This is a genomic window from Streptomyces sp. NPDC041200, from assembly GCF_055591805.1.
On sequence record NZ_JBVIZF010000046.1, the window covers coordinates 1 to 15,010 of the forward strand.

General features: G+C 72.1%; 15 protein-coding genes. 6 read left to right on the forward strand and 9 right to left on the reverse strand.

Annotation, left to right across the window (positions count from 1 at the left end):
• Window positions 1-196, reverse strand: a 196-nt coding sequence (locus tag ACZ6CL_RS39065; protein WP_468945372.1) for a hypothetical protein, incomplete at its 3' end; no start/stop codon positions are given.
• Window positions 197-339: 143 nt separating this feature from the next.
• Between ACZ6CL_RS39065 and ACZ6CL_RS39070 the strand changes: the two genes are divergently transcribed.
• Complete coding sequence (locus ACZ6CL_RS39070; RefSeq protein ID WP_385442817.1) at window positions 340-522, forward strand: hypothetical protein; 183 nt, start codon at window positions 340-342, stop codon at window positions 520-522.
• 169 nt (window positions 523-691) lie between these two features.
• On the opposite strand, the gene ACZ6CL_RS39075 is transcribed toward ACZ6CL_RS39070, so the two are convergent.
• The 3 genes from ACZ6CL_RS39075 to ACZ6CL_RS39085 form a co-directional block, all read right to left on the reverse strand.
• On the reverse strand, window positions 692-1,486 hold the full coding sequence (locus ACZ6CL_RS39075) for a hypothetical protein (RefSeq protein ID WP_468945375.1): 795 nt from the start codon (window positions 1,484-1,486) through the stop codon (window positions 692-694).
• A gap of 83 nt (window positions 1,487-1,569) precedes the next feature.
• Complete coding sequence (locus tag ACZ6CL_RS39080) at window positions 1,570-2,106, reverse strand: PadR family transcriptional regulator (protein ID WP_468945378.1); 537 nt, start codon at window positions 2,104-2,106, stop codon at window positions 1,570-1,572.
• A 29-nt stretch (window positions 2,107-2,135) separates the two neighbouring features.
• A complete protein-coding gene (locus ACZ6CL_RS39085) occupies window positions 2,136-2,762 on the reverse strand; it encodes a class I SAM-dependent methyltransferase (protein WP_468945381.1) in 627 nt (208 codons plus the stop codon).
• A 195-nt stretch (window positions 2,763-2,957) separates the two neighbouring features.
• On the opposite strand from ACZ6CL_RS39085, the gene ACZ6CL_RS39090 reads away from it, so the two are divergent.
• Window positions 2,958-3,392, forward strand: coding sequence for a roadblock/LC7 domain-containing protein (locus ACZ6CL_RS39090; RefSeq protein WP_468945382.1), 435 nt, complete (start codon window positions 2,958-2,960; stop codon window positions 3,390-3,392).
• Between the two features lie 122 nt (window positions 3,393-3,514).
• Window positions 3,515-4,705, forward strand: coding sequence for an alcohol dehydrogenase catalytic domain-containing protein (locus ACZ6CL_RS39095; RefSeq protein WP_468945384.1), 1,191 nt, complete (start codon window positions 3,515-3,517; stop codon window positions 4,703-4,705).
• 35 nt (window positions 4,706-4,740) lie between these two features.
• Here the strand turns inward: ACZ6CL_RS39095 and ACZ6CL_RS39100 are convergent, their stop codons facing one another.
• A complete protein-coding gene (locus tag ACZ6CL_RS39100) occupies window positions 4,741-5,169 on the reverse strand; it encodes a PPOX class F420-dependent oxidoreductase (protein ID WP_468945387.1) in 429 nt (142 codons plus the stop codon).
• 118 nt (window positions 5,170-5,287) lie between these two features.
• Here ACZ6CL_RS39100 and ACZ6CL_RS39105 point away from each other — a divergent pair, with 118 nt between their 5' ends.
• Together ACZ6CL_RS39105 and ACZ6CL_RS39110 are read left to right on the forward strand one after the other, a co-directional pair.
• Window positions 5,288-5,692: a roadblock/LC7 domain-containing protein gene (locus ACZ6CL_RS39105; RefSeq protein ID WP_358619961.1), complete on the forward strand. Its 405-nt coding sequence runs from the start codon at window positions 5,288-5,290 to the stop codon at window positions 5,690-5,692.
• A 110-nt stretch (window positions 5,693-5,802) separates the two neighbouring features.
• Window positions 5,803-6,753 carry a DUF6397 family protein gene (locus ACZ6CL_RS39110; RefSeq protein WP_468945389.1) on the forward strand — a complete coding sequence of 317 codons (951 nt, stop codon included), beginning with the start codon at window positions 5,803-5,805 and terminating at the stop codon, window positions 6,751-6,753.
• 31 nt (window positions 6,754-6,784) lie between these two features.
• Here ACZ6CL_RS39110 and ACZ6CL_RS39115 read toward each other — a convergent pair whose 3' ends face one another.
• Together ACZ6CL_RS39115 and ACZ6CL_RS39120 are read right to left on the reverse strand one after the other, a co-directional pair.
• A complete protein-coding gene (locus ACZ6CL_RS39115) occupies window positions 6,785-7,675 on the reverse strand; it encodes an acyl-CoA thioesterase (protein ID WP_468945391.1) in 891 nt (296 codons plus the stop codon).
• Between the two features lie 52 nt (window positions 7,676-7,727).
• Window positions 7,728-10,241 (reverse strand): DEAD/DEAH box helicase, encoded by a 2,514-nt coding sequence (locus ACZ6CL_RS39120; protein ID WP_468945392.1) that lies wholly within the window; start codon window positions 10,239-10,241, stop codon window positions 7,728-7,730.
• Window positions 10,242-10,377: 136 nt separating this feature from the next.
• On the opposite strand from ACZ6CL_RS39120, the gene ACZ6CL_RS39125 reads away from it, so the two are divergent.
• Window positions 10,378-11,169, forward strand: a complete 792-nt coding sequence (locus ACZ6CL_RS39125; protein ID WP_468945394.1) for a metal-dependent hydrolase — start codon at window positions 10,378-10,380, stop codon at window positions 11,167-11,169.
• Between the two features lie 74 nt (window positions 11,170-11,243).
• Here the strand turns inward: ACZ6CL_RS39125 and ACZ6CL_RS39130 are convergent, their stop codons facing one another.
• Complete coding sequence (locus tag ACZ6CL_RS39130; RefSeq protein WP_468945397.1) at window positions 11,244-13,025, reverse strand: ABC transporter ATP-binding protein; 1,782 nt, start codon at window positions 13,023-13,025, stop codon at window positions 11,244-11,246.
• The gene (locus ACZ6CL_RS39135; RefSeq protein WP_468945399.1) at window positions 13,022-14,932 is read right to left on the reverse strand and encodes an ABC transporter transmembrane domain-containing protein; all 1,911 of its coding nucleotides are present in this window, start codon (window positions 14,930-14,932) and stop codon (window positions 13,022-13,024) included. Before ACZ6CL_RS39135 ends, ACZ6CL_RS39130 begins: the two co-directional genes overlap by 4 nt.
• Window positions 14,933-15,010 lie beyond the last annotated feature (78 nt).

The following is a 15,010-nucleotide window of genomic DNA, read 5'->3' on the forward strand; positions in this document are numbered from 1 at the left end:
GGGTGCGTGCGCCGGTACCGTCCGGGACGACGACGGTCAGTTCCTCGGTGGAGCCGGACTCCCCGCCGGGCGGCGGGTCGTCCGGCCGCCAGAAGGCGACGCGCCCGGTGCGAGAGGGATCGCCCGGCAGGAAGACGGCGGTGGAGCGACAGAGTTCGGCGATCTCGGAGGGGCTGGTCGCGGAGGGTGGGATCACAGCGCTGACGCGTTCCTCAAATTTGACTACCGGAGTGGGCGGCCGAGGGTACAGGACCGTGGGCAGGATGTGGAACCGGCAGCCGCTGGTGTCCGTTGTGAGGAGTGAATACGGCTATGGGCCGGGTTAAGGAGGCGGGTGCGATGTCCACGCGCGCGAAGGTCGCCGCCGGAGGTGTGGCGGCCGGTGTGATCCTGCTGTGGCTGCTGCCCTTCTGGGCCGCGCTGCTGGTGATGGTGGGCGTGCCGGTGGCCGCCTATCTGCTGTTGGATCCGTCGCAGCGGCGCAGGCTGCGCGGGGTCTCCCGCAAGCAGCTGGGGCGCTGACCCGGGCGGCTCGGTGCCCGGGCACCGGCGGCATCGGATGCCGCGCACCGGAGGCGAACCGAGCCACAAACCACCGGCCGGGTCCGGGAGCGGGGGCGGCGCGCGTCTGGGAGTGACCGCGCAATACCGATCGCGGACCGTCCCGGCTTCCCGCCCCGGCCGGTCGCGCTCAGTGCGGTCGTGCGGCCAGCTCGTCCAGCGCCGTCAGCAGCCCCGGCAACTCCGGACCGCGGCCGACCGGCAGCACCTCGCCCGGCGCCTCGTCCAGCAGCACGAACGCGATGTCATCGGTCCGCGCCACCATGCTCCAGCCCGGTCCGTCCGCCCGCAGCGTCCGCGCGTCACCCGCGGCGAACGCGGAACGGATCCGGCCCAGCGGCGGAGGCGTGTCCACGTAGCCGCGCGCCTCCTCCAGAACGCGCCGCACGCCTCCGTGCGGCTTCTCGCCCGGGGCCACGAACGTCACCTCGCCGTCCACCTGTTCACGCCAGATCGCCCACTGGAGCGCGATCTCGTCCGCGCCGAGCCGCCGCTGCGGCGGACCCCACTGCCCGGAATCCGGCGGCGCGAGCGGCGGTCGTGCCGTGCCCTCGGGCTGGGCGTCAGGCGCGGGATCGTGCGGCGCCGGTACGCCGGGCGCGGCCACCGCCACCGCGAGCGGCCAGCCGGGCAGGGAGGCGATCACGGTCCGGTCGTCGAGCGACAGCTCGTACTCCATGCCGCAGTCCCAGGTCGCGATGGCGATCGCGACGAGCGACACATCGTCGGTGACCACCGTCCAGCGGGCGCCCTTGCCGTCCTGCCCCAGCACCAGGCCGTAGCCCGGCTCGTACGGCTCCAGCCCGAGCGCGGCGCACACCTCGGGATAGTCGTCGCCGAGCACGCTCGGGAACTGTGCGGGCGTCAGCAGCACGGCGGTCAGCACATACAGCGCGTCCTCGCCCGACTCCTCCGTGGCGGACACGGCAGCCTCCTCATGCGGTTCTTCGTCCGGCGCACCCTAACCAGCCGGTAGGCGCGGCGTCGAGACTCGTGACGTGGCCGGGGTCAGGCCCCGTCCCCGGTCCGGAGCCCGTCCAGGGTGCGCCGCAGCCAGGACAGTTCGGCCTGACCGGCGGCGCGCGCGAGGGTGAGCACGCCCCGCCGGAAGGGATCTTCCACCTCCTCCGCGCGCAGCGGCCGGTCGCCCTCGTAGAAGAAGCAGGAGGGACGGCGCAGATGGGCCAGACGGCGTTCGAGCACGGCCGCCTGCCGGGCGGGGTCGTCCAGATGCCGCAGGAACGACAGCAGGATGAACCAGCGGTTCTCGTCGGTGATGTCGCCCTCGGCGGGATCCGCGAGACGGCGGCGCAGCTCGGCGCGTCCCTCGGCCGTCAGGGTCAGCACGAGCCGGGGCGCGGCCCCCGCGCCCGGCCGGGTCTCACGGGCCAGTAGCCCCGCCTTCTCCAGTCGCTTGATCGCCGGGTAGAGGGTGCTCTCGGCCACCGGCTTGACGTGCCCGGTCAGCGCGGTGATGCGTTTGCGTAGCTCGTAGCCGTGCAGCGGCGCGTCATAGAGGAAGCCGAGGATGGCGAGTTCGAGCATGCCCGCATTGTGGCGCACCGCTCAGGCCATCAGCCCTGACGGACCGCGACGGCCAGGAAGCGGGTGTCCTCGTCCGTGTACGTATCCAGCCGCCAGCCGCAACGGGCCAGCAGCGGCCGCAGATTGGGCTCGGCCCGCAGGTCGTCGGGCGTGATCGCCCGGCCGTGGCGGGCGGCGAGCGCGGCGCGCCCCACCGGGTGGAACAGCGCGAACGTCCCGCCGGGGCGCACCACCCGGGCCAGCTCGCTCAGCCCGTCCCCGGGGTCGGTGAGATGCGAGATCAGCCCGGCGGCGAAGACCGCGTCGAGACAGCCGTCGCGCAGCGGCAGCCGGGCGACATCGGCGAGGGCGAGCGCCCCGTCCCGGTCCCGCCCGGCGCGTACGGCCGCCGCCAGCATGGCGGGCGTGAGGTCGAAGCCCAGCACGGTCCCTCGGGGGCCGACCGCGGCGCGCAGCGCGGGCAGGGCGCGGCCCGTACCGCAGCCCGCGTCGAGCACCGCGTCCCCGGTGCGCAGGCCCAGGCCGGTGACGGCGGCGGCGTAGGCCGGTCCGTCGTCGGGGAAGCGGCTGTCCCAGTCGGCCGCCCGGGGCGTGAAGAAGTCCCTCACACCGGCCACGCTGTCGCGGCGGTCCCCATGGGCGCGGTCCTGGCGCATGAGAGCTCCTTAGTTCGCCGTCCTGAGAACAGGTTCGGGCATCGGGCGATCATTCGTGAATCTGTCTCTGTCAAATTCCACCAGGTTCGCAATGCGCCCCCCAATGCGCCCCCTCGAGGGCTACCGTCCCTGGCCCATGGGGGGACCCCGAGCGCGCCGCCCGCTCGCGGCGCGTGCCGACCGAGGGAGACCGTCATGATCAAGCGCCGCGCCGCCGCCGCCCGCTCTTCGGCTGGTCTCGACCGGAGCCAGCTCGACCCGGGTCTGCTCGACCGGATCCTGGATGACGGAGTGGTCCGCACCGCCGGGGTCCGCCACGCCGTGCTGCTCTCGCAGGACGGGACCGTACTGAGCGCGTCCCGCGGGCTCTCCCGCCGGGACGCGGCACAGCTGGCCGAGGTCGCCTCCGGATTTCACGGCCTGGCCAGGAACGCGGGGCGTCGCGCGCGGCCCGCCACGGTGCGCCGGACGATGGTCGAGACGGAGAGCGGCACCCTCTTTGTCGCGGCGGTGGCAGCCGGTGCCTGCCTGGCCGTGCTGAGCGCCGTGGGGGCCGACCCGGCCACGGCCGCCGCCGAGTCGGCCCGGCTCGTGGAGCTGGTCGGCGAGCGTCTGCGCGCCCTTGGCTGACCGCGGAATGCGGGGTTCCGTCGGCGGTTCGGCAGATCCTAGCCGGGTACCCGAGGCGCCTTGAGAGGCAGCCGACGGCCGGACGCCCCGACGGCCGGACGGCAATGCGAAAGGACATGGCGATGCGAGCGGTGACCTGGCAGGGCAAACGGGATGTGCGCGTGGAGACGGTGCCGGACCCCATCCTCAAGGAACCGACGGACGCGATCGTACGGATCACCACCACCGGCCTGTGCGGGTCCGATCTCCATCTCTACGAGGTGCTCACGCCCTTCATGACCCCCGGCGACATCCTCGGCCACGAGCCGATGGGGATCGTCGAGGAGACCGGTCCGGACGTGACCGGTCTCCGGCCCGGTGACCGGGTGGTCGTCCCGTTCCAGATCGCCTGCGGATCCTGCTGGATGTGCGGCTCCGGCCTGCCGACGCAGTGCGAGACCACGCAGGTGGTCGAGCACGGCATGGGCGCGGAGATCTTCGGCTACAGCAAGCTGTACGGCGCGGTGCCGGGCGGCCAGGCCGAGTACCTGAGGGTGCCGCAGGCCCACTACGGTCCGATCAAGGTGCCCGAGGGGCCACCGGACGACCGCTTCGTGTACCTCTCCGACGTCCTGCCCACCGCCTGGCAGGCGGTCGAGTACGCGGCGGTCCCACGGGAGGGCACGGTGTGCGTGCTGGGCCTCGGCCCCATCGGGGCCATGGCCTGCCGGGTCGCGCGGCACCGGGGAGCCGGGCGGGTGATCGGCGTGGACCTGGTGCCCGAGCGGCTGCGGCGGGCCCGCGCGGACGGCGTCGAGACGTTCGATCTCAACGACTTCGACGGTCAGGACGACCTGGTCGAGGCCGTGCTCTCGGCGGGCGGGGGCCGCGGCCCGGACTCGGTCATCGACGCGGTGGGGACGGAGGCCCACGGCAGCCCGGTCGGCAGGACAGCGCAGCGGGCCGCCGGGCTGCTGCCGCGGGACTGGGGAGCCAAGCTCACGGCCAGGGCCGGTGTCGACCGGCTGGCGGCACTCCGGCTGGCCGTCGCGCTGGTGCGGCGCGGCGGCACGGTCTCCCTCAGCGGTATCTACGGCGGTATGGCCGACCCGCTGCCGCTGATGACGATGTTCGACAAGCAGATCCAGCTGCGGATGGGGCAGGCGAACGTCCGCCGCTGGGCCGACGACATCCTGCCGCTGCTGACGGACGAGGATCCGCTCGGCGTCGACGGCTTCGCCACCCACCGCCTGCCACTGGCGGAGGCACCCCGCGCCTACGAGATGTTCCAGCAGAAGCAGGACGGTGCGGTGAAGGTCGTGATGCGACCCTGAACGATTGATTTCGGCCGAATTATTTCACCGTTCGACTAGTCGGCGATATCGGCAACGGCGGCTACCTTTTCGATGCGGACCCGTACCAGCAGTTCGCCGGGGACGCCGTTGCGGGCCCCGTATTGTTCGGCGAGGTCATCGCCGACATAGCGGGCGGCGATCCGGGTGGCCCACTCCCGTACCTCTCCCAGCTCATCGCTGAGTTCGGCCCGGCCCCGCACCGTGACGAAGGAGAACGGGGGCCGGTCGTCGTCCACGCAGAGGCTGGCCCGGGGATCCCGGGCCAGGTTGCGCCCCTTGACCGTGTCCTGCCCGGTATTGAAGACCAGGTCGTCCCCGTCGAGCAGGAACCAGATGGGCGCGAGATGCGGGCTTCCATCGGCCCGTACGGTCGCCAGTTTGCCGGTGCGGGTGCCCTCGGAGAGGAACTTCTGCCACTGATCCCTCGACATGTTCTGTGCCATGCCCCCATCTTGCGCCAATCAGCGCGGAACGGCCGGAGGGGCGGGTAGGGCGGTTGCCCAGATGGCGGCAGTGAGAAAGGCTGGCACGCAGCTGAAGGGGAATCGGGGAGGAACGCCAATGGCACTCAGCAAGGGGCTCGACTGGTTACTGGACGACCTGACCCAGCGGATCGCGCAGGTACGGCACGTGCTGGTGCTGTCGAACGACGGACTGGTCACGGGGGCGAGCGCGACGCTCGAACGCCAGGACGCGGAGCATCTGGCGGCCGTCGCCTCCGGGCTGCACAGCCTCGCCAAGGGGTCCGGCAACCACTTCCGGACGGGCCGGGTGCGGCAGACCATGGTCGAGTTCGAGGAGGGTGTCCTCTTCGTGACGGCCGCGGGTGACGGCAGTTGCCTCTGCGTTCTGAGCGGCCCGGACGCCGATGTCGGGCAGGTCGCCTACGAGATGACACTGCTGGTGAACAGGGTAGGAGAGCACCTGGGGGTCGAGGCCCGGCAGGAGAGCGGCGCCCCGAGCTGACCGCCGGGAGTTATCCACAGGCGGTTATCCACAGGCCTGACGGACCATCGTGCCGCGACGCTATCGTCGTCACTGTCAGTGATTGATGGATCGCGGGGGAGGACTTCGTCATGGCAGTGGTACAAGCGGAGCAGGGGGAGCGGGAGCCGCAGGAGACGCGGGCCGCGCAAAAGGTGGGGGAGCGCCGGAAGCGATCGGACCCGGCCGGGCCGGGGCAGCCGACGGGCGTCGCGTTCCGCACCGCGGCCCGGATGCTGGGCCTCATGCCGCGCGAATTCGAGCTGGCCGAGCAGCTGGGGGAGGTGCACACCATCACCACCCCCGCCGGGCGGCGGGTGGCGCGGGAGGAGCTGGCGCGGCTGACGAGCGCCGAGGGATTCCCGGAGGCGCTGCGCACCCGGCTGCGGGTGGTCGGCACGGCGGAGGGAGCCGAGCTGCTGGGCATCAGCCCGGGTCGGTTCACCCGCCTGGCGCGCGGTGGTTTTTTCGCTCCGGCCCGGTTCTATGTCAACCGGTACCGGCGCGTGGTGTGGCTCTATCTGGCCACCGATCTGGAGGAGTTCGCCGTCCGCGAGCCGGCCCTGCTGAGCGGCCGCACCCCGCCGGGGCTGAGCGCGTCGCTGGCCGCCGGAGAGGACGCGCGGGCCGAGAAGTGGCGGGCCCGGCGGATCGGCCAGCTGCTCTCCCGGACCCGGGACCCCTGGAAGCGCGCCGGGGTGCTGGCCGCGGTGCTGGGCACCGACGAGCTGGCGGTGGCCGTCGGCGATCCGCGCGACCGGGATCATGTACGGGAGCTTCGCCCCGCGCTCGTCCCGGTGCGCCCCGCCGCGGCCGCGGCGCGCAAGGTGGTCGACAGGGTGCAGACGGCGGAGGGTTCCCAGGAGATCCTGCGGTACCGCGTGGCGCTCGCCGACGCGGTGCGGGAGGCGCGCCGGGTCCGCCCCGCACCGCGGCCGGACGCCGCGGTGGCATCGCTCCCCGCCTGCCGCACCCGGCCCCCGGGCCGGTCCGCGGGCCACAGCCCGCGCGGTCTGTGGCGCAGGCTGGTCGGCAAGCGCTGACCCACGGCGTGGCGCGCCGCTCGCGCCTGGCTCAGCCGTTCTCCGTGGCCTGGGGCGCCGAAGCCAGCGGGCGGAACAGGCCCTCCTGCACCACAGACACGAGAAGACGGCCCGCGCGGTCGTAGATCCGGCCGCGTGCCAGCCCGCGGCCGCCGGTCGCCACGGGCGACTCCTGGTCGTAGAGGAACCACTCATCGGTACGGAAGGGCCGGTGGAACCACATGGCGTGGTCCAGCGAGGCCATGTCGAAACCCCGCTCGCCCCACAGTGGCTCGACGGGCATCCGCACCGCGTCCAGCAGCATCATGTCGCTCGCGTACGTGAGCGCGCAGGTGTGGACGAGCGGGTCGTCCCCGAGCGGTCCGACCGCGCGCATCCACACCGCGCTGCGCGGTTCCGCTTCCCTCAGTTCCTCATCGGTCCAGCGCAGCCGCTCGACGTACCGGATGTCGAAGGGCTGGCGGCGCTCCATCCGCGCAAGCGACTCGGGGAGGCCCCCCAAGTGCTCGCGGATCTCATCGGAGAGCTTCGGCAGGCTCTCCGGCCCAGGCATCTCGGGCATCGGCAGCTGCTGTTCGATGCCCGGCTCCGGACGGTGGAAGGAGGCCGTCAGATTGAAGATCGTCCGACCCTGCTGTATGGCGACGACCCGGCGGGTGGTGAAGGAACGTCCGTCCCGGATCCGCTCCACCTGGTACACGATGGGCACGCCCGGCCGCCCCGGGCGCAGGAAGTACGCGTGCAGCGAGTGCACCGGGCGCTCCCCGTCGGTGGTGCGCCCGGCGGCCACCAGCGCCTGTCCCGCCACCTGCCCGCCGAACACCCGCTGCAGCGATTCGTCGGGGCTCAGTCCACGGAAGATGTCCACCTCGATCCGTTCCAGGTCGAGCAGGTCGACCAGACGTTCGGCGGGGTTGGTCATCGGTGGCGCTCCTTCGCTGAGGTGGTTCGGGGAGGGGGCGGCGGCCGGGGCGCTACAGCTGGCCCACGTCGGTGACCCGGACCACGGCCCGGCCCTCCTCGTCGGAGGCGGTCAGGTCGACCTCGGCCGAGATGCCCCAGTCGTGGTCGCCGTTCGGGTCGTCGAAGGTCTGCCGTACCCGCCACAGCCCGTGCTCGGGCTGCTCCTCGATCTGCAGCAGCTTCGGTCCGCGGGCCTGCGGTCCGGTGCCCAGCTCGTCGTACTCCTCCCAGTACGCGTCCAGCGCGTCTCCCCAGGCGTCCTCGTCCCAGCCGGACTCGGCGTCCAGCTCGCCCAGCTCCGCCGCCTTGTCCAGCGCGGCCAGCTCGACCCGGCGGAACATCGCGTTGCGCACCAGCACGCGGAAGGCGCGGGCGTTCGCGGTGACCGGCCGGACCTGGTCGGCCCGCTCCTGAGCCTCCTCCGCGGACTCCTCCTCCGGATTGGCGAGCTGTTCCCACTCGTCCAGGAGGCTGGAGTCGACCTGCCGCACCATCTCGCCGAGCCAGGCGATGATGTCCTCGAAGTCGTCCGACTTCAGGTCGTCCGGCACGGTGTGGTCCAGCGCCTTGTAGGCACTGGCCAGGTAGCGCAGCACGATGCCCTCGGTCCGGGCTAGGTCGTAGAGCGAGGTGAACTCGGTGAAGGTCATCGCCCGCTCGTACATGTCGCGGATCACCGATTTGGGCGACAGCGGGTGGTCGCCGACCCACGGGTGGCTCTTGCGGTAGAGCCCGTAGGCGTGGAAGAGCAGCTCTTCCAGCGGCTTGGGGTAGGTGACGTCCTGGAGCCGCTCCATGCGGTCCTCGTACTCGACCCCGTCCGCCTTCATCGCGGCGACCGCCTCGCCCCGCGCCTTGTTCTGCTGGGCCGCCAGGATCTGCCGCGGGTCGTCCAGCGTCGATTCCACGACCGAGACCATGTCCATGGCGTAGGAGGGGGATTCGGGATCCAGCAGCTCGAACGCGGCAAGTGCGAAGGTGGACAGCGGCTGGTTGAGCGCGAAGTCCTGCTGGAGGTCCACCGTCAGCCGGATGTGCCGCCCCTCCGCGTCGGGCGTCTCCAACTGCTCGACGATCCCGCCGTCCAGCAGCGAGCGGTAGATCGCGATCGCCCTGCGGATGTGCCGGAGCTGGTTCTTGCGCGGCTCGTGGTTGTCCTCCAGGAGGAGGCGCATCGCGCGGAACGCGTTGCCGGGGCGCGCGATGACCGACAGCAGCATCGTGTGGGTGACGCGGAACCGGGAGGTGAGCGGCTCGGGGTCGGACGCGATGAGCTTTTCGAAGGTGTTCTGGCCCCAGTTGACGAAGCCCTCCGGGGCCTTCTTGCGGACCACCTTGCGGCGCTTCTTGGGGTCGTCCCCCGCCTTCGCGAGCGCCTTCTCGTTCTCGACGACGTGCTCGGGCGCCTGCGCCACCACGAACCCGGCGGTGTCGAACCCGGCACGCCCGGCCCGGCCCGCGATCTGGTGGAACTCGCGCGCCCGCAGCGTCCGCACCCGCTGCCCGTCGTACTTCGTCAGCGCGGTGAACAGCACGGTCCGGATCGGTACGTTGACGCCCACCCCGAGCGTGTCGGTACCGCAGATGACCTTCAGCAGTCCGGCCTGGGCCAGCCTCTCCACCAGCCGCCGATACTTCGGCAGCATCCCCGCGTGATGCACCCCGATTCCGTGCCGGACATAACGCGACAAGTTCCGGCCGAACTTGGTGGTGAAGCGGAAATTGCCGATCAGGGAGGCGATCTCGTCCTTCTCCGCCCGGGTGCACATGTTGATGCTCATCAGCGCCTGCGCCCGTTCGACCGCCGCGGCCTGGGTGAAGTGCACGATGTAGACGGGGGCTTGCCGGGTCTCCAGCAGCTCGGTGAGCGTCTCGGTGAGCGGCGTCGTGCGGTATTCGTAGCTCAGCGGCACCGGCCGGGTCGCCGACCGCACGACCGCGGTGGACCGCCCGGTGCGCCGCTTCAGGTCATCCTCGAACCGCGTCACATCGCCGAGCGTCGCCGACATCAGGACGAACTGTGCCTGCGGCAGTTCCAGCAGCGGGATCTGCCACGCCCAGCCCCGGTCCGGCTCCGCATAGAAGTGGAACTCGTCCATCACCACCTGGCCGATGTCGGCGTTCCTGCCGTCCCGCAGGGCGATGGACGCCAGCACCTCGGCCGTACAGCAGATGACGGGCGCGTCCGCGTTCACCGACGCGTCTCCGGTGAGCATCCCGACGTTCTCGGTGCCGAAGATCTTGCACAGCTCGAAGAACTTCTCCGAGACCAGGGCCTTGATCGGCGCGGTGTAGAAGGTGACCTCGTCCCGGGCCAGCGCGGCGAAGTGGGCGCCCGCGGCCACCAGGCTCTTTCCCGATCCGGTGGGCGTCGACAGAATGACGTTCGCCCCGGACACCACCTCGATCAGCGCCTCTTCTTGGGCGGGATAGAGCGAGATGCCCCGCTCCTCGACCCAGGTCGAGAACCTCTCGAAGAGAGTGTCGGGGTCGGCTTCGCTCGGCAGCTGATCGATAAGAGTCACGCACCTATACTGCCTGGTTTCCCTGGCGGGGCGGGAACCGGCTGTGCGGACGAAGATCGTCCGTCGCTAGGGTGTGGTGAGCCGATGCAACCAACTCCCGCACCAAGGCGGGCAAGAACAGGGGCGGGGTACGACCATGATGGGACCGGCGCATTCGCTGTCCGGAGCGGCAGCCTGGCTGGGGGTGGGCGCGGCGGCCGCCGCGGCCGGCCACGAGATGCCCTGGCCGGTGCTCGTCGTCGGCGCGCTGATCTGCGCCGGAGCGGCGCTCGCCCCCGACCTCGACCACAAGGCGGCGACCATATCCCGCGCCTTCGGACCGATCTCCCGGGTGCTGTGCGAAGTGATCGACAAGCTGTCGTACGCGGTCTACAAGTCGACCCGGAAGCCGGGCGACCCCCGCCGCTCGGGCGGCCACCGCACCCTGACCCACACCTGGGTCTGGGCCGTCCTCATCGGCGCCGGATCCTCGGCGCTCGCCCTGGTCGGCGGCCGCTGGGCGGTGCTCGGCATCCTGTTCGTCCATATGGTGCTGGCGGTCGAGGGGCTGCTGTGGCGCGCGGCGCGGGTCTCCAGCGATGTCCTGGTGTGGCTGCTCGGCGCCACCAGCGCCTGGATACTCGCCGACATCCTGAACAAGCCGGGCAACGGCGCGGACTGGCTGTTCACCGCGCCGGGCCAGGAATACCTGTGGCTGGGGCTGCCGATCATCCTCGGCGCCCTCGTGCACGACATCGGCGACGCGCTGACCGTCTCCGGCTGCCCGATCCTGTGGCCCATACCGATCGGCCGCAAGCGCTGGTACCCGATCGGTCCGCCGGAGGCCATGCGCTTCCGGGCGGGCAGCTGGGTCGAGCTGAAGGTGCTGATGCCCGTCTTCATGATGCTCGGCGGCCTCGGCGGGCTGGTCGCCCTCGGTATCGTCTGAGCCAGGCGCCTATGGCGGTCCCGGTCCGGGCGACGCCGAAACCGGGACCGCCGGGGCGGCGGCGCCCCGGGGTGTCACTGATGCCAGGAGCGCCACAGCGCCGCGTAGGCGCCGTCGGCCGCCACCAGCTCGTCGTGGCTGCCCAGCTCGCTGATCCGGCCCGCCTCGACCACGGCGATCACATCGGCGTCATGGGCGGTGTGCAGCCGGTGTGCGATGGCCACCACGGTCCGGCCCTTCAGTACCTGGCCCAGCGACCGTTCCAGATGGCGGGCCGCCCGCGGGTCCAGCAGCGAGGTGGCCTCGTCCAGCACGAGCGTGTGCGGATCGGCGAGCACCAGCCGGGCCAGCGCGATCTGCTGCGCCTGCGCCGGGGTCAGCGCCAGCCCGCCCGAGCCGACCTCCGTGTCCAGGCCCTCCTTGAGCGCCCGCGCCCAGCTGTCCGCGTCCACCGCGGCGAGTGCCGCCCACAGCTCGGCGTCCCGCGCGGAGGTCCGGGCCAGCAGCAGGTTGTCCCGCAGCGAGCCCACGAACACATGGTGCTCCTGGTTGACCAGGGCGACATGGCTGCGCACCTGTTCGGCCGGCATCCGCGCCAGCTCCGCATCGCCCAGGGTCACCCGGCCGGTCCGCGGGCCGTAGATACCGGCCAGCAACCGGCCCAGTGTGGACTTGCCCGCGCCAGAGGGGCCCACCAGCGCCAGCCGCGTCCCCGGCGGCACCGTCATGGACACCTCGTGCAGCACATCGCTGCCCTCCCGGTAGCCGAACCGGACGTCGTCCGCCCGCACCTCACGGCCGACGGGCGCCACCCCGGCGTCGGCCGGGCCCGGCTCGATCTCCCGCACGCCCACCAGCCGGGCCAGCGACACCTGCGCGACCTGCAGCTCGTCGTACCAGCGCAGGATCAGCCCGATCGGCTCGACCAGCATCTGGGAGAGCAGCGCCCCCGTCGTCAGCTCGCCGACCGACATCCAGCCCCGCAGCACGCAGACGCCGCCGATCATCAGCACCGAGCCGGTGATCAGGGTGTAGCTCACGTTGATCACGGGGAAGAGCACCGAGCGCAGAAAGAGCGTGTATCGCTCCCATCGCGTCCATTGCGTGATCCGCAATTCGGACTGGGCGATCCGCCGGTCGCCGAGCCGGTGGGCCTCGATGGTCCGGCCCGCGTCCACGCTCTCGGTCAGGGACGCGGACACCGCCGCGTACCCGGCCGCCTCCGAGCGATAGGCGCTCGGCGCCCGCTTGAAGTACCAGCGGCACCCGATCACCAGCACCGGGAGCGCCACCAGCACCGCGAGTCCCAGCGGCGGAGCGGTCACGGTCAGGGCGCCCAGCAGCAGGCCCGTCCACACCACACCGATGGACAGCTGCGGGACCGCCTCGCGCATCGCGTTCGCCAGCCGGTCGATGTCGGTGGTGATCCGGGACAGCAGATCACCGGTCCCGGCCCGCTCCAGCACGCCCGGCGGCAGCCCCACCGACCGGACGAGGAAGTCCTCGCGCAGGTCGGCCAGCATCTGCTCGCCCAGCACCGCACCGCGCAGCCGCACCATCCGCACGAACACGGTCTGCACCACGAGCGCCACCGCGAACAGCGCGACGGTGCGCTCGATATGGAGGTCGTCCTTGCCTTGCGACAGGTCCTCGACCACCCCGCCCAGCAGCTGCGGGCCGACCATCGAGGCGAGCACGGCGATGGCGTTCACCGCCATCAGCACGGTGAAGGGCTTCCGGTGCCGCCGCAGCAGCTCCCGCACATAGCCCCGCACGGTGGCGGCCGTACCGACCGGCAGTGTCGTCGCCGACTCCGGTGCGGCCGGGTCGTAGGCGGGTGGCGCCACGCCGATCATGCCGACTCCTCGATCTGTTCCTCGATGATCTTTTCTCCGGCCCGGTCCAGCTCCGTGAGCCCGCCACGGCCGCCGTCCCGCCCCCGGCCGCCGTCCCGCCCCCGGCCGCCGTCCCGCGCCCCGCCGTCGTCCGGCTCCCGGGTGACCACCGCGCGGTACGCGGGGTCGGTGCTCAGCAGTTCGCGGTGGCTTCCCACCCCCGCGGCCACGCCGTCGTGCACGAATACCACCCGGTCGGCCTGGTCCAGCAGCAGCGGGCTGGAGGTGAACACGACCGTGGTCCGGTCCGCCCGGAGCCGCTTCAGCCCCTGCCCGATGCGTGCCTCGGTGTGGGAGTCCACGGCGGACGTCGGCTCGTCCAGCACCAGCACCTCCGGGTCGGTCACGAGCGAGCGGGCCAGCGCCAGCCGTTGCCGCTGGCCGCCCGAGAGCGAGCGGCCGCGTTCGGTGATCCGGGCGCCCATCGGGTCCCCGTCGCCGGAGTCGGCCACCGAGGCCTGCTTCAGGGCCTCCAGCACATCGCCGCACTGCGCCGCCTCCAGCGCCTCCCGTGGCGGCACCTCGCCCGACCGCGGTACGTCCAGCAGCTCGGTGAGCGTTCCCGACAGCAGTACCGGGTCCTTGTCCTGGACGAGCACCGCGGTGCGCGCGGTGGCCAGCGATACCTCGTCCAGCGCGATACCGCCCAGCAGAGCCGAGGGCGCGCCGTCGCCGTCCCCGGATTCCGCACCGTCCTCGGCGGGGTGACCGCCGAGCCGGTCCGCCATCCGCCCCGCCGCGTCCGGATCACCGCACACCACCGCGGTCAGCTGCCCGCTCGGAGCCAGCATCCCGGTGGCCGGGTCGTACAGATCACCGGTCGGCCGCGCCGCGTCGGGCCCGGCCGCGTGCGTGTCCTCGATCCCGGCTGACGGGCGCCGCAGCGCCAACACCCGGGCCGCGCGCCGCGCCGAGGGCCGGGAGAAGGAGTACGCCATCGCGATCTCCTCCACGTGCCTCAAGGGAAACAGCAGAAACGTCACCGCGCTGTAGACCGTGACCAGCTCGCCCACCGAGATCCGCCCGCTCCCGGCCAGTACCGCCCCGTACCAGACGACTCCGATCAGCAGCATCCCCGGCAGCACCACCTGCACCGCCGCGATCAGCGACCACATGCGCGCGCTGCGCACCGCCGCGGTCCGCACTGCCTGGGAGGCCCGCCGGTAGCGGCTCAGGAACAGGTCCTCGCCGCCGATACCGCGCAGCACGCGCAGCCCGGCCACGGTGTCCGACGCCAGCTCGGTCGCCCGCCCCGCCTTCTCCCGCTGCTCATCGGCCCGGCGTGCCGCCCGAGGCAGCAGTGGCAGCACCGCCAGCGCCAGCGCCGGTACGCCGAGCGCCACCACCATGCCGAGCGCGGGCTGGTAGATCACCAGCGCCACGCACACCCCGACGGTCGTGATGGCGGCCGCGGTGAAGCGGGACAGCGCCTCCACGAACCAGCCGATCTTCTCGACGTCGCCCGTGGACACCGCGACGACCTCGCCCGCCGCCACCCGCCGGGTCAGCGCCGAACCCAGCTCGACCGCCTTGCGGGCCAGCAGCTGCTGCACCCGTGCCGCCGCCGTGATCCAGTTGGTGACCGCCGCCCGGTGCAGCATGGCGTCGCCGAGCGCGATCAGCACGGTGAGCCCCACCATCAGCGCTCCGGCCAGGGCGAGCCGCGAACCGGAGCGGTCGACGACCGCCTGCACACCGATGCCGATCGCTACGGGGAAGCACACCAGGGCCCCCATGTGCAGCAGACCCCACAGGGCGGCCTTGATCTGCCCACCCAGCTGGTTCCGGCCCAGCCAGACGAGGAACCGGGTACCTGACCGTACGTCGGGCAGTCCCGGGTCGGAATACGGAAGATCGCGAATGCGCATGACGTTCCAGAGCTAGGGCGGCGGCGGAGAGGCAAAGAGACGTGAAAGGTTGGCGCTTCACGGGTGCGAATTTCAACT